This window comes from Bacillus sp. SJS (assembly GCF_000732485.2).
In the GTDB taxonomy this organism is placed as follows: domain Bacteria; phylum Bacillota; class Bacilli; order Bacillales; family Bacillaceae; genus Metabacillus_B; species Metabacillus_B sediminis.
In genome coordinates this window covers 277,597-292,372 of record NZ_JAQV02000015.1, presented here as the reverse complement: position 1 = coordinate 292,372, position 14,776 = coordinate 277,597, and the positions used below count along the sequence as shown (strand labels likewise).

The 14,776-nt window shown below is 43.8% G+C and carries 13 protein-coding genes; 12 read left to right on the top strand and 1 reads right to left on the bottom strand.

Going from position 1 to position 14,776, the window contains the following annotated elements; all coding sequences use genetic code 11:
- The first annotated feature begins 151 nt into the window (after nt 1–151).
- Together AS29_RS08485 and AS29_RS08480 are read left to right on the top strand one after the other, a co-directional pair.
- A complete protein-coding gene (locus AS29_RS08485; RefSeq protein WP_051860534.1) occupies nt 152–3,631 on the top strand; it encodes a S8 family peptidase in 3,480 nt (1,159 codons plus the stop codon).
- A 257-nt stretch (nt 3,632–3,888) separates the two neighbouring features.
- Nucleotides 3,889–4,830, top strand: coding sequence for a hypothetical protein (locus AS29_RS08480; RefSeq protein ID WP_035404876.1), 942 nt, complete (start codon nt 3,889–3,891; stop codon nt 4,828–4,830).
- 103 nt (nt 4,831–4,933) lie between these two features.
- Here AS29_RS08480 and AS29_RS21580 read toward each other — a convergent pair whose 3' ends face one another.
- Nucleotides 4,934–5,107 (bottom strand): hypothetical protein, encoded by a 174-nt coding sequence (locus tag AS29_RS21580; protein WP_197491589.1) that lies wholly within the window; start codon nt 5,105–5,107, stop codon nt 4,934–4,936.
- Nucleotides 5,108–5,247: 140 nt separating this feature from the next.
- On the opposite strand from AS29_RS21580, the gene AS29_RS21575 reads away from it, so the two are divergent.
- From AS29_RS21575 to AS29_RS08425, 10 genes are all read left to right on the top strand, one after another.
- Nucleotides 5,248–5,487 (top strand): hypothetical protein, encoded by a 240-nt coding sequence (locus tag AS29_RS21575; protein WP_035404874.1) that lies wholly within the window; start codon nt 5,248–5,250, stop codon nt 5,485–5,487.
- Nucleotides 5,459–5,737, top strand: coding sequence for an SGNH/GDSL hydrolase family protein (locus tag AS29_RS08465; RefSeq protein WP_035404873.1), 279 nt, complete (start codon nt 5,459–5,461; stop codon nt 5,735–5,737). Before AS29_RS21575 ends, AS29_RS08465 begins: the two co-directional genes overlap by 29 nt.
- Before the next feature lie 585 nt (nt 5,738–6,322).
- Nucleotides 6,323–6,991: a sugar transferase gene (locus AS29_RS08460; RefSeq protein WP_035404872.1), complete on the top strand. Its 669-nt coding sequence runs from the start codon at nt 6,323–6,325 to the stop codon at nt 6,989–6,991.
- A gap of 28 nt (nt 6,992–7,019) precedes the next feature.
- Complete coding sequence (locus AS29_RS08455) at nt 7,020–7,940, top strand: NAD-dependent epimerase/dehydratase family protein (protein ID WP_035404871.1); 921 nt, start codon at nt 7,020–7,022, stop codon at nt 7,938–7,940.
- 226 nt (nt 7,941–8,166) lie between these two features.
- Nucleotides 8,167–9,285, top strand: coding sequence for a glycosyltransferase family 4 protein (locus tag AS29_RS08450; protein WP_035404870.1), 1,119 nt, complete (start codon nt 8,167–8,169; stop codon nt 9,283–9,285).
- Nucleotides 9,286–9,297: 12 nt separating this feature from the next.
- The gene (locus AS29_RS08445) at nt 9,298–10,395 is read left to right on the top strand and encodes a glycosyltransferase (protein ID WP_035404869.1); all 1,098 of its coding nucleotides are present in this window, start codon (nt 9,298–9,300) and stop codon (nt 10,393–10,395) included.
- A gap of 7 nt (nt 10,396–10,402) precedes the next feature.
- Nucleotides 10,403–11,167, top strand: a complete 765-nt coding sequence (locus AS29_RS08440) for a glycosyltransferase family 2 protein (RefSeq protein ID WP_035404868.1) — start codon at nt 10,403–10,405, stop codon at nt 11,165–11,167.
- Nucleotides 11,168–11,189: 22 nt separating this feature from the next.
- Complete coding sequence (galU, locus tag AS29_RS08435) at nt 11,190–12,065, top strand: UTP--glucose-1-phosphate uridylyltransferase GalU (RefSeq protein ID WP_035404867.1); 876 nt, start codon at nt 11,190–11,192, stop codon at nt 12,063–12,065.
- Nucleotides 12,066–12,104: 39 nt separating this feature from the next.
- Entirely contained in the window at nt 12,105–13,418 is a 1,314-nt protein-coding gene (locus AS29_RS08430; protein WP_035404866.1) for a UDP-glucose dehydrogenase family protein, read from the top strand.
- Between the two features lie 88 nt (nt 13,419–13,506).
- On the top strand, nt 13,507–14,646 hold the full coding sequence (locus tag AS29_RS08425) for a S8 family peptidase (RefSeq protein ID WP_051860533.1): 1,140 nt from the start codon (nt 13,507–13,509) through the stop codon (nt 14,644–14,646).
- Nucleotides 14,647–14,776 lie beyond the last annotated feature (130 nt).

The following is a 14,776-nucleotide window of genomic DNA, read 5'->3' as shown; positions in this document are numbered from 1 at the left end:
ATCTCCTTCTTCATTCCCCGGGAAATTTCCGTCTTTCCTGCACAAAACCTGTCACAAAAAAGACTCAAATAATAAAAAGGTAAAATGTGGGTGGCGTCGTATTTGTTTTAGTGGAGAATATTTCCACTGACAAAAAGACGGGGGTAAAATTGTGAGAAAACCATTAAAAAAGGCATTAAGCGGCATTGTAACAGCAGCACTCATCTTCAGCGCACTGCCGGGAGTATCTGCAGCGGCCGTAGAAAAAGGACCCAAATCAGAAGCTGCTATTAAAGAGATTTTAAAACAGCATCAAAGCAAACAGGGGAAAACAAGCAGTGTAAAAAAAGAAAAAGATCAGAAGTTTGCGGATAAAACGTTAATGATTAAATACAAAACACCGATTTCCGCTCAGGCTCACCAGCGTGCTGGAGGAAAGCTCATCCAGCGGGTAGCAGCACTCGGTTATGATATTGTTCAGGTGAATGGAAAGATCTCCATGGAGGATGCGGCGAAAAACTATGCCTCGATGCCAGGAGTGTCATCTATTTCTAAAAGCGCTTTACTGAAACAAGCAGGAGGGCCGGATTTAAAGGCCTCTGTAATGTACCACTTAAATACACTGAATATCCCGGAAGCGTCAAAATTGGCCGGGAAACATAAAGTGCGGGTTGCCGTCGTTGACACAGGCGTGGATGCGAAGCACCCTGAGTTGAAAAACAAGATAAAAGGCAATAAAAATGTGATGAATCCTGCCCAAAACGGGTTGGTTGACGTTCATGGGACTCATGTTTCAGGGATTATTGCTGCTGAGAAGAACAACGGGACTGGCGGATACGGCATCAACCCTAATGCAGACATTCTTTCGATCGACGTATTTAACCGATCCTTTTTTGCTAATGACTATGTCGTGGCCCAGGGAATTCTTACGGCCATTGAACAAAAGGCTCAAGTCATCAATCTCTCCTTGAGTTCCTGGTTCCCATCGCCAATCATTGAGGATGCCGTTCAAAAAGCGATTGATGCCAACATTACCGTTGTTGCGGCTGCTGGAAACAGCGGACTGAATATACAGGAATACCCGGCATCCTTCGAAGGGGTTATCGCAGTCGGCAGCACGAACAGCAAAAATAAGCTTTCTGGCTACTCGACTTTCGGTCCGTCAGTAGATGTGGTCGCACCTGGAGAGGATGTATATTCCACCCTTTTTGATTTTGAAAAAGGCTCTTCCTACGGAAAAATGAGCGGGACGTCCATGTCATCTCCGGCTGTAGCGGGTGTCGTTTCTTTAATGCTCAGCAAAAATCCAAAGCTTACGCCCTATCAAATTAATTACATTTTAAACAAAACAGCGAAGGATCTTGGGACGAAGGGATATGACATCTCCTACGGAAACGGCCTGATTGATCCAGTTGCTGCTTTGAAATATGATGTGAAAAAGGTTCCGGCCAATCCGAAGCTTCCGGCAGATAAAAAGCTCGGTGCTGCAAAAGCGGTTGCTGCTGAGGATGGGAAAGTAAATACGGTTTCCGGCTCCTTTAAGAAAATGAATCAAACGGATCTCTACAAGCTGAATGTCAAAAAAGGTGAGTTTGTTCAAACGAAATTGACCGGGTCCTCGAATTATGACTATGTCCTTGGCCTTGAGTTTTATAAGGGAAAGGAAACGAAAGCTGCTTCCACTCAAAAAATCAATGACCAAGGAGATAATGGAACCGAAGGAACGCTTTTTGAAGCAAAAGAAGATGGCGTCCTGCTCGTATCTGTTAAGGATGCATACGGCAATTATAGTGAGGCCGATCTCTCTAAGTATGGATTGACCATTGAAACACACAATACGAAGCTCGAAGACACGAATAACATGGAAGCACCTGAAAAGGTTTCGGTCCTTCCTTATCAATCAGATAAACCTTTTTACTTTACAGATGAGTCGGCCGACATGCCTCCAGCAGATGAGGGCACGAAAGACCAGGGACAGGAAGAAAATCCGTCTAAGCCTGCCCTCAAAGGAGACAGCGATTACTTCTCATTTAAAACAGTCGAAGTCAAAGCTGGGGAAATGATGAAATTTGCTTTATCAGGAGTCGCTGGAATTGATTCGAATCTGAAAATCTCCATGATGGTCGAGGAGGAAGGAGAAAAATTCACGAGCGAAATTGGAATGGCGGATACGAAAGGGCCGGGACAAGGGGAAGAAGTGATCTTCCAGGCAAGCCAGAACACCGAATACTTGATTGAGGTATCGAATAAACCAAGCATGGATGCTTGGATGTGGATGATGATGACTGGAGAACAGGTCATTGACCTGGATCGCAATTTCTCTTCCCACCTTCCATATGAAGTTTCCTTATCCAGCCAGGTAATAGAGGCGGATGAAGATAACTTCCCTGAAATGAGAGGGGGTTCTGCTGAAGGGGAAAAACCATTAAGTGCCACGGACGCTATTAAAAGAAGTGAAATAATCGTGGATGATTCATCTCCAATTGATTCTTTTGAGGAGTATATCCAGCGTGTATTAAGCAGCGCCCTTCCTTATAAGACAGGGAGCACGTCAAAAGGATACATTCAGTACATGGGGGATGAGGATTGGTATGCATTCACCCCTGACGAGCATGCGATTTACGATTTTACATTTGCAAACGGAAGGGAATCCTATGTCCCTGCTATGGATATCTACCGATACGATGAAAAAGTGAAGGATCTGATTCCGCTTGCTACAAACATCCAGTTGACGGGAAATAGTTACGGCCCTGCTGCTAAATATGAAGCAGGCTTGAAAAAAGGGCAAACCTACTATTTGAAAATGGCGGATATCAATTATCAGGCTTCACTCTATCCATATGAATTCACGGTTAAAGCGACACATAAAAACACAGCTGATAAATATGAAACAAATGATGATTATGCTCAAGCAAAACCAATTGGCTTAACCTCGGTTGAAGGAAACTTCTCTTCAATCGGCGATATGGATATGTTTTATTTCAAACCGGCAGCGAGCGGTTTATATGGATATGCCATCCAGCCAATGCCAGAGAAAATCACGGGCGCTAAGGTCGCTGAAAACCTTAAGGCTGCCATTGACCCGGTATTGGTTACCATTGAAGACACAAATGGAAACGGAAAGCTTGAACCTGAGGAGGAAGGGAACTTTATTATTTCCGATTACGGCTTTGATAATGATCCTGAATCGGGATCGCTCGAAGGAAAGAAAGGAAAAGGCTATTTTGCAGTGGCATTGAATTACTGGGGGACACAAACAACCATTGTTCCTTACAAACTAACCTTTGCCAAGATGGGCGGGAAGGATGAGGACAGCGGCTCTGTTGTGAAAAAAGGAATCCCAAGCAAGCCGGCTTCCATGAAGAACGGATCAGCAAAAGGCTACTTCCACTCACCAAAGGATTCTGATACGTATAAGCTTGTCCTAACCAAGGACAAAAAGCTGACTGCAGCTCTCAAAACTCCATTTGGTACAGACGGCAAAGTAACCCTTTATAATTCAAAAGGAAAAGCAATTTGGACAGCTGACCAATACGGTACAGGAGATTCCGAACTGTTCAAGCTCAGCCTTAAAAAAGGAACCTACTACGTGAAGGTTGAAGAAGCAATGAACCGGGTGAGTATGTCCCCTTATGAACTAACCATAAAATAATTTAATGGTCCTTCTGTAAACCCAGACCACTCGCTTTGTGAGTGGTCTGGGTTTTTTTATGTACTTAAAAATTAGGTTAGGATGATTGTAGCTCTTTGAGAAGGAGACCTGCAGCAGGAATCAGCCACACCTCTTTTTCTCCCCTTTAATTTTCTCCAGAAAGACGAAACCCTGTAAAAAGAGCCGGAAACACTATATACTTTAAAAAAGAGCCAACTTCGGTGATAATCTGACTAACATTCTAGGAGGAACATATAGTGAAAAAAGCATTACTGGCTGGTATAGGAACCATTCTGCTCATAAGCACACTGTCCATGCCTGCTGCCCTGGCTGCAGAGTCTCCTGCGTATACAAATGCCGTTAAAAACGGAAACACGCTTGCAGCGAAAACGAGATCCTTCAAACAAGCGATCAGCAGCAAACAAATTACAGCTATTCATTCCCAATACAATTTTTTTACTGCATCCCTTAGGTCAACCGAAGCTTCTATTGGAAAAGTACCGGGTTCCAATAACCGCCAAGCGTTACTGAAAAAATATGTGGCTCCGGCTAAAGTCGAAGTCGAGCGCACGATTTATGAAGTTTCCCAGTACAGGCTCCTTTCATCCATGGAGAATAGTGTTTATAAGGAAGCCTATACCATCGATTCGGATTTGAATAAACTGGACCGTCTCAAAAAAAGAGCGACTCAAATTAAAGAGACCGGCGGTTACCCTGCCCTGGACCCTGCAATCGGCAACTACCTGCGCAAGAAAGAAGCGAGAACAGAGGGTGAATATACGATTACGTATGTAGACGGGTATAAAATCCTCATTAATAATGACAAAAATATCTACTATGCCAATAATATGTATGATTACTTATCAAAGCATATTAAAGAAACCGAAGAACGAATTGGACAAGTGTCCGGCTCATCTGCCCGGGAGGAGCTGCAAAAGCTATTCGTCCAGCCCGGAAAAAAAGAAATCGAACGAACCATTTACTACATTTCAAGACACCGTTTAATGAATAATCTGTTTAATCTTGCTCAGTCAGGAAAGGCAGAAGAAGCGAAGTCGAAATTACCGGAGCTGGACCGCCTTAAGGAAAAAGCGGAAAAAATCATTAAAGATGGCGGGTATACTCCTCTGCCGGATGAAATCATCAATAATTTAAATGAAGATGAGCAGCAGCTGAGAGAGTTAATTAGCGCTGGATAAAAGTCAGGCCATTATGGCTTGGCTTTTTTACTATCCCCCCATTTGTAAACTATGTAAAAAGTTCGACAAAACACCCAATATTTCCCCATTTTGTAGTATACTATCAAAAGTTAATTAGACCTTTGAAAAAGACGGCTCTCATCCTTACCGCAATCGTATCTGCAGCAAGCATATCAGCAGGGGAAATATACTGGGATGATAAAATCCAAAGACAGACAGCAACGGCTGCTTCACAGAGAGTTGCGAGCACGCCGGCTTTAGAAAGTACGAACAGCATACAGCCTGAGCTCGTTGCTGTAAATTTAACAAAAAATTTGCCCCGCCCTGCAGCAGAGGTAATCATGAATGCGGAAAAGGAGGAAAGCCAGTTAAACTCGTCCTGTTTGGATCCGATACATCAAATGGGGAAAAGAATTCATGGTCAGATCAGGTTCGGCGAAAGCTAAAGGAGCATTATCCTCCCGGCATTCATCAAATGCAATCCATTTTCTTAAAAGACAAAACCTCAATGTAAGTTTTGTCAGAAAAGCTTTTAGTAACGCTGTTGAAGCAAAGCCAGATCTGCTGCTCCTCGAACCGTTTATTCTCGAGGACAATGGAGAGGTTGTCATAGATCGGACACATAACGGTGTTAAAAAAATGCATTCAATCGGCTAACAAGGATTGCATCATCATAATCCAGCCGTCCTATCCTCTGTATGACGCCAAATATTATCCTAAAGAGGTTGAGAAACTTAAAAATTATACAACAGAAAATGGAATTGCCTATCTCAACCACTGGGAAAACTGGCCGCCAGGAGATTCGGAAGATCTTCTCTCCTATTTAAATGAAGATGAGACAGCACCATCTCCGAGAGGACAAAAGGCTTGGGCGGACTATCTGACAAAAGTATTTGTTGCAAAATGATGTGGAAGCTGGTTTAGGAAAAATGAAATATTGGGTAAAGAAGCTTAGCGTGCATACCTCGTAAAAAAAACAGCAGGTTAAGCGCGTAAAAATGGATGCAGTACCGAACTCTTTTAAGGATATTTCCCACACTTATTTACAAAAAATTTACACTGTGATTGCAACCATTTCAGATCTGCATCGTCATATCCTTATGTATGGAAATTCCAGGCTTGTTTGAGGGGCAGCTGCCCGCTGCATTTGCTTTCCAAATTAATGTGATTTTCTCTGCAATCTGCACGCATTAAGATGGGGTTTACTCAAACAATAAGGTTAGACGGTTAATGAGGCGGTTCTTGAAGTATGCGGATGCGCAATCAAGGGAATGGCTGAATTATCAGTTTCAGTTTTACAGCTTTCCCCTGGGAAAAGTAAATTATGTCCAAGAAATGAACGGTTTTGCAGAGAGCGGAACCACATCCTGAATTTTATTGACCTTTTTTTTAAGTAGTGATATTGTTCTTATGAGTGAATTCTTTGGAACAAGCAGAAAAAGCAGGAAACACTAACATAAAGTGAACCGAAAGAAATTTAGAGGTGATTTTGGTGGCGATTAATCGGGCAGAGTCCAATTTGTATCGTAAGTATCAATCCGTTGCCTACGCACAAACAGCAGAAATAAACCCGAAAAAAACAGCATATAACGAATACGGAAAACGAATTGCAGATGTCATTTTAGCAATGATCGGCCTAATACTTTCAAGCCCAATCGTTTTAATTACCATGCTTGCGATCAAGCTGGAATCCCCTGGTGCGGCACTCTTTTTTCAAGAGCGCGTCGGTTTGAAGGGACATAAATTTAACGTAATCAAGCTTCGTTCCATGAGAACGGACGCTGAAAAGAACGGTGCACAATGGGCATCGAAAAATGATCCGCGTGTAACGAAGATCGGAGCATTTATCCGTAAGACACGGATTGATGAGCTTCCTCAGTTCTATAACGTCCTTAGAGGCGATATGAGTCTGATCGGTCCAAGACCGGAACGTCCGATGTTTGCGGAGTCATTTGAACGTGAAATCCCCGGTTTTTCTCAGCGCCTTGGCGTTAAACCAGGCTTGACAGGCTGGGCCCAGGTAAACGGAGGATACGATATCACTCCTAAAGAAAAGCTTCAGCATGATTTGTACTACATCTCAAACATGAGTTTTGTACTTGATCTGAAAATAATCTTCAAAACAATACGTGTCATCTTTACTGGTGAAGGCGCTAGATAAGATCAGTCTAGGAGGATTTCCTAAAGTTATGAAAGTTTTAGTAACGGGTGGCTGCGGGTTTATCGGCTCGCATATCGTGGATTTATTAGTGCAGGAGCAGCATGACGTAATGGTTGTGGATGATCTTAGCACAGGCAAACAGCAAAATGTAAACCAAAAAGCTCAATATATGGTAAGCAGCATTAACGCTCCTGAGTTTGATGCAGCGGTTGAAAAATTTAAGCCTGAAGCCATCATTCATCAGGCGGCACAGGTAAGTGTTCCGCGTTCGATTGACAATCCGTTTAAGGATGAAGAAATCAACATCCGCGGCTCTCTTTCCGTGATCGAAAGTGCGAAGAAACACGGCGTCCGGAAAATTATTTTTGCATCATCTGCAGCTGTTTACGGAAATCCGGAATACCTTCCGGTTGACGCAGATCACCCTACGAAGCCATTGGCTCCATACGGTGTTTCCAAGTTTTCCGTTGAAAAATACCTGCAAATGGCGCAAAGCCTGTATGGAATTGACTACACCATTCTCCGTTACGGAAATGTGTACGGCCCGCGCCAGGACGCACTTGGTGAAGGCGGCGTTATTGCCATTTTCGCAGAGGCTCTATCCCGCGGAGAGGCACCGTTTATCTTCGGAGACGGAGAGCAGACACGTGACTTCGTTTATGTAGGAGATGTTGCGCAAGCTAATGTGAAAGCATTAACGAGCGGCGACAATAAAATCTTAAACGTATCTTCTGCTGATAAAATTACGATCAAGGAATTGTTCTTCCTAATGAACGAAATTTCTGGAAACAGCCTTGAACCGATTTTTAAAGAAGAACGCAGCGGTGATATACGGGATAGCGTGCTATCGAACAGCGACACCATTTTGGCTCTTGATTGGAATGCTGAGGTCAACTTGCCTCAGGGTCTTGCCAACACATTGGAATTTTATAAAAGTGCATCAAAATGAGTAACTGTCATCTCCCGCTGCTATTCGCATAAACCAGGTTCATTGGATTGCGAAGCGGGGGGTTTTTTTATGGACAATTATAGACAATCAAATGCAAATAAAATAAATAGTTGTGCGAACTTCCATTTTTCGTACAAAAAGCCCGGGTGTGCAGCGAATTGATTATAGTTCAAGCACGAGTGAGTAAAACCAAATAGCGTAAAACGTAACCATAGAGGAGATTATCATGAAACACGCCATCGTTTACTTTCCATATGAGCTTCAAAAAAACCCGAAAAGCGGTTCGGGAGTCCGGCCGAAACGATTAGTTGAAGCCTTTACCCGTTATGGGGAAAAAGAAAATCTTAAAATCATCGTCATCTCAGGCCAAACAAAGGACCGTAAAGAACGAATTCGTGAATACCTGGGAAACCACGATGTAAAGGATGCTGTATTCTGCTATATGGAAAACAGCACAATGCCTTACTGGCTCACAGATAAGGACCATGTTCCCCGCGGGATTGGAATGGATTTTTCTTTCTGGAAAAAGCTAAAGGAAAACCATGTTCCGATTGGCTGTTTCTACCGTGACGTCTATTGGCAGTTTGATGATATGTACGTACCGCCGTTTGGTTATAAATTTTTAACCCCTGTTATGAGAAATATTTACAGAAGAGAGCTCAGCACGTATCATAAAGTAGTGGATAAAATGTATCTTCCTTCATTAGAAATGAACCGCTTTGTAAAATGGGAAAAGGAATTCGACGAACTTCCGCCTGGAATGGAACAGGTCCCTGCCTTGGAGCATAACACTAGTTCCATCCCAACAGCTGTTTATGTAGGCGGTATTACAGACACAGTTGGCATATTAACCATGCTTGAAGCATTCAGCTTGTTAAATGAAGGCGGAGTGAACGTTAAGCTTGAATTCATTTGCCGTGAGGGAGAATTTAAGAAGTACCCTGAAGTGCAAAAATTCCAGGATGAGCCCTGGATTTCCATTCAGCATTTGTCCGGAGATGAATTAAAGGAAGTATACAAAAGTGCAGATCTTGCATTGATCCCGAGAGAAAAGAATACGTATCATGATTTTGCCATGCCGGTTAAATTGTTTGAATACCTTTCCTACAGCCTGCCGATTGTTGCGACAAACTGTGATGCACATGCGAGGTTCCTTGAAGATAACCAATTCGGAATCGTTTCAACAGTGGACAAGCAGGATTTTGCAGAGGCCGTTCATCAAGCTTTAAAACCGGAAGTTCATCAGGAGCTCGTCCGATCCATCCAGGAACATGCATTTGAAAAAAACAGCTGGGATGCACGAGTTCAGAAGGTTGTGCACGATCTGACAGCCATCCGTAAATAAGAGGTGAAGAAAATGAAGATTGCCATTTTAGCTCCAGCAAATAACGTCCACACGAAAAAGTGGCTGGATTTTTACAATAACAAAGGATATCAAGTATTAAATATCAGCTTTGACAGCCACACCGATCATGAGGATCGTTCCCAGTGGCCTAACGTACAAACTCATTATTTGAAGCTGAAATTCTCTAACAAGCTTTCTTATTTTCTGACTGTACCGGAAATTAAGAAGCAGCTGCAGAGTTTTCAGCCTGATATTCTGCATAGCCATTACGTATCAAGCTATGGTCTGGTTGGTGCTATGACCAACTTCCATCCGTATATGATCTCTGTATGGGGCATGGATATATATGATTTTCCAAAAGAGGGCAAACTAAATACATACATGGTGAAATATGCTTTAAGCAAGGCTGACGTCATCGGTTCTACAAGCCATGTTATGAAAGAAGTGACGGCACAGTATACGGACAAGCATATCGACGTGACCCCGTTCGGAGTGGACATGGAAAAATTCAAGCCGATGCCAAACCGCAAGCCCGATGATAAAGTAACATTCGGGATTGTTAAAACGATGGCAGAAAAGTACGGAATTCGTTATTTGCTTGAGGCTTACGCGGAGCTTAAGCAGATGGTGCCGCCCCAAGCCTTTGAAATGACCAATCTGGAAATTGTCGGACCTGGTCCGAAGCTTGAAGAATACCAGGCTCTTGCAAAAAAGCTTGGCATTGATTCGCAAACCGTTTTCCACGGAAGAGTACCGCATGCCAGAGTGCCGGAGCTGATTAATTCCTTTGATGTGTTCTTTGTTCCATCAACACTGGACAGCGAAAGCTTTGGAGTAGCGGCTGTTGAAGCTCAAGCGTGCGAGGTTCCGGTTGTCGTCGCGAATGTCGGCGGATTGCCTGAGGTCGTTAAGGACGGAGAAACCGGTTTTATCGTCCCTACGAAAAATAGCACAGCGCTGGCAGAAAAAATGAAGCTATTCATTGAAGAGCCGGAGCTTGGAATCGAGATGGGCAAAAAGGGAAGACAGCATGTTCTTTCTTTATACCGCTGGGAAGAAAATGCGGAGCTCATGTCAGACATATACGACAGAACATTAGAAAGAAGGTAATTACGAAGTGGAAAAGCACCTCGTTTCGATTATTACGCCTTCCTACAACAGCACGAAGACCATCGGTGATACGATCCGTTCTGTACAGGCTCAAACTTACGGGAATTGGGAAATGCTCATTGTGGATGATTGTTCGAAGGATCACTCACGCGATTTCATTAGAGGCTTTGCCGAAAAAGATCCGCGCATTAGGCTGGTTGAACTCGCTGAAAATGGCGGGGCAGCGGTTGCGCGAAACACCGCGCTCAGAATGGCAAAAGGAAAATACGCAGCCTTCCTGGACAGCGATGATTTGTGGCATCCGGAAAAACTGGAAAAGCAGATTCGGTTTATGGAAGAGAATGACTATGCGTTTACCTTTACGAAGTATCAGCTTATGAACGAAGATGGAGAGAAGCTGAATCAAATTGTTGAAATTCCCGATGCAATTGGTTACCACGGTTTGCTGAAAAATACGATCATCGGCTGTCTGACTGCTGTTGTCGATTTGGAGAAAACCGGACCGATCCAAATGCCAAATATCCGAACCAGGCAGGATTTTGCTCTTTGGCTCTCCATCCTGAAAAAAGGAATCACGGCATATGGAATTCAGGAAACCCTTGCCTACTATAGATTAGTACCAGGATCCATATCAAGCAACAAGGTTAAAGCGGCTAAACAGACATGGAAGGTGTATCGCGAGGTTGAGAAGCTTAGCCTCCCTTATTCCGCTGTTTGTTTTGGGGGATACGCTTGGAATGCTGTCAAAAAGACCTATTTAAATAAAAAATGAGGACACAATTGGGGGAATTGTTATGACGAAAGTAAGAAAAGCCATTATTCCAGCTGCAGGTTTAGGTACACGTTTTTTGCCTGCTACAAAAGCACAGCCGAAGGAAATGCTTCCGATTGTAGACAAGCCAACGATTCAGTACATTATTGAAGAAGCGGTTGCCTCAGGTATTGAAGATATTATTATCGTGAGCGGACGCGGAAAGCGCGCAATCGAGGATCATTTTGATAAATCCTACGAGCTGGAAGAAACGCTTGCGAAAAAAGGGAAAGACAAGGTTCTTAAAGAGGTTCAGGCAATCTCCGGCCTTGCCAACATTCATTACATCCGCCAAAAAGAGCCTAAGGGATTGGGCCATGCGATTAACTGTGCAAGCCGTTTTATTGGAGACGAGCCTTTCGCCGTTTTGCTTGGTGATGACATTGTCCGTTCGGAAGTTCCGTGCACGAAGCAGCTCATTGATGCCTTTGATCAGCATCAGCGAAGTGTCGTTGGCGTGCAGCAGGTACCTGATGAGGATGTATCCAAATACGGAATCATCGCTCCGCAGGAAACGCCGAATGGAGATAAAATGATTTCAGTACATACATTGGTTGAAAAGCCGAAGAGAGAAGAAGCACCTTCTAACTATGCCATTATGGGCCGCTATATTTTAACGCCTGAAATTTTCAGCATTCTTGAGGAGCTGCCACCGGGAGCCGGCGGAGAAATTCAGCTGACAGATGCACTGAAGGTATTGAACGAAAGCCAGCCAATTTACGCATACAATTTTGACGGCCAGCGCTATGACGTCGGCGACAAATTTGGGTTTATTAAAGCAACTGTAGATTTTGCCCTTGAGCGCGATGATTTGAGAGATCAAGTGAACAGCTATCTGGAAGAGGTAGTGAAAAAGTAAACCTGCTGGAGAGACCAGCAATTTGGAGGATCTGACATCATGCAAATAGCAGTAGTTGGGACAGGATATGTAGGCCTGGTTACGGGCGTCTGTCTGTCTGAAATCGGCCATGACATAACATGTGTCGATATCGATGAAAAAAAAGTAGAAAGCATGAGACAAGGCTTATCTCCGATATATGAGCCGGGTCTTGATGAATTGATGAAAGCGAACATTGACCGGGGAAGACTGCATTTTACAACGAATCATAAAGAAGCATTTGCCGGTGCTAAAGCTATTTATATTGCTGTAGGCACGCCTCAGCGTGAAGATGGCCAGGCTGATCTCCGCTTTGTTGAGCAGGTAGCGATTGATATTGCGAACAACATTGAAAATGATGTGGTCGTTGTAACAAAAAGCACCGTGCCGGTTGGCACAAATGAGCGCGTTCAGTCGATTGTAAGAGAGCATCTGAAAGAGGACTACAAGGTTCACTCTGTCTCCAATCCGGAATTTCTTCGTGAAGGATCCGCTGTAAAAGATACGTTTGAAGGCGACCGGATCGTCATTGGATCCAATAACGAAGAAGCGGCGGCTCTTTTAGAGGAAATTAACCGCCCATTCGGGATTGAAATCTTCAAAACGGATATCCGCAGCGCGGAAATGATCAAGTATGCATCCAATGCATTCCTTGCGACGAAAATCAGCTTCATCAACGAAATCGCCAACCTTTGCGAAAAGCTTGAGGCAGATGTTGAGGATGTCGCGGCAGGCATGGGACTCGATGACCGGATCGGCAGCAAATTCCTGAAAGCGGGAATCGGCTACGGCGGCTCCTGCTTCCCGAAAGACACAAGCGCGCTTGTCCAAATCGCAAGCTATGTTCAGCATGATTTCAACCTGCTGAAATCCGTTATTCAAGTTAATGGTGAACAGCAGCGCATGCTTGTGACAAAAGCAAAGCAGCGTTTTGGCAGCCTGGAAGGAAAACGCGTGGCTATGCTTGGCCTTGCGTTCAAGCCGAACACAGATGATATGCGTGAAGCAGCATCCATCACTCTCGCCCATGAATTGGTGAATGAAGGAGCAACCGTCGTTGCCTATGATCCTATTGCAGCAGACAATGCGAAAAAGCTTCTTCCATCCGAGACTCTCTATGTAGAAAGCCCGGATGAAGCTATTGCGGGAGCAGATTTTGCGATGATCGTAACAGAGTGGGATCAAGTAAAAGCTCTTACCTTCAATGACTATATTGAGAAAATGAATGAGCCGATTATTTTTGACGGACGCAACTGCTACTCTCTTGAACAGGCAGCCCAGTATCCGGTTGAATATTATTCAGTTGGACGAAAAAACATTACGAACCGAAACTAGATGGAATTTTCCATCTAGTTTTTTTTATGGTATCCGATTAGTATATAAGAGAAAAGAACGACTAACTTGAGAGAGTAGAGTGAAAAAAATGAGGAATATCGTCAAGATTCTGTTCATAAGCTGTCTATTGTTTGGTTCTGCGCTGGCTGTACCGGCTCCGCAGGCAAATGCCGATACATCGCGCTATCTTGTTGAACTGTCCAAAAAACCTGCCGATCTGGCTGCTTCTTTAAAAGAGTGGAGCATCATCAGAAGCTTTTCATTGGATGGGCATTATTATGCGGTCCTAACGGGGGAAAAGTCCCTGCAGGAACTCAAAAACAACCCAGCCATTATCAGCGCCGGAATTGACAGAAAAACAACAGCTGCGTCCTACAAACAAACGACACCATGGGGGGTGAAGAAATCCCAGGCTTACCGATTGAATGCGAAAGACTGTGCATGCAAAATTGCTATTATTGATTCAGGGATATCCGATCACGAGGATCTTAAAGGCCGGGTGCAGTCCAAAATTACGTACCTGTACGGAAAAGAAATTCCGAAAACGGCTACAGACACGGCAAAGGACCAGCATGGAACGCATGTCGCGGGAATTATTGCCGCCAACAACAATACATTTGGCGTAACAGGTATGGTTCCTAATGCCAAGCTCATGGTCGTAAAGGTATTTGAAGGGGAATACGGCGGATATTTCTCAGATATTACAGCTGGAATTGCGTGGGCCGTTAATAACGGGGCCGAAGTCATGAATATCAGTCTGGGCGTTCACGCAAGCAAAGATGAAGTAACAGAAAGAGTATTGAAAAGCGCCTATGATAAAGGCGTCACCATTGTAGCTGCAAGCGGAAATGAGGGCTCAATCGTTGACTACCCGGCTTCATCTGCTTATACAATTGCCGTTGGGGCGGTCGACAAGTACTATCGAATGCCTGAATGGTCCAATTACGGGAAAGGATTGGATATTTTAGCCCCTGGCGTGGACATTCTATCAACTGTCAATACAACGAAATATGTATCCTACAGCGGCACCTCCATGGCAGCTCCCCATGTAACAGCGGCAATTTCGAAACTTTTGCCCCTGTATACAGGACCGAAAAATGGGGAAAGAGTAGAATGGGTGAGAAGCAGATTAAAAGACTACGCGGATGTGAGATCTGTAGCCATAAAAGGCCGTACCCTGCAGGTTCCCGTATTAAATCTTTACAAAAGTTATTACGGCTTGAAATAGTATTCGACAGCATTCAACAAATTTCCATGGAATCTTTTTCTTTGTTAAGAATAATTTACAAAGAATATGAAAAATTTACATGAAATTGCTAGCATTTTAAAATATTTTGTAATATGATTGTCAATAGGTA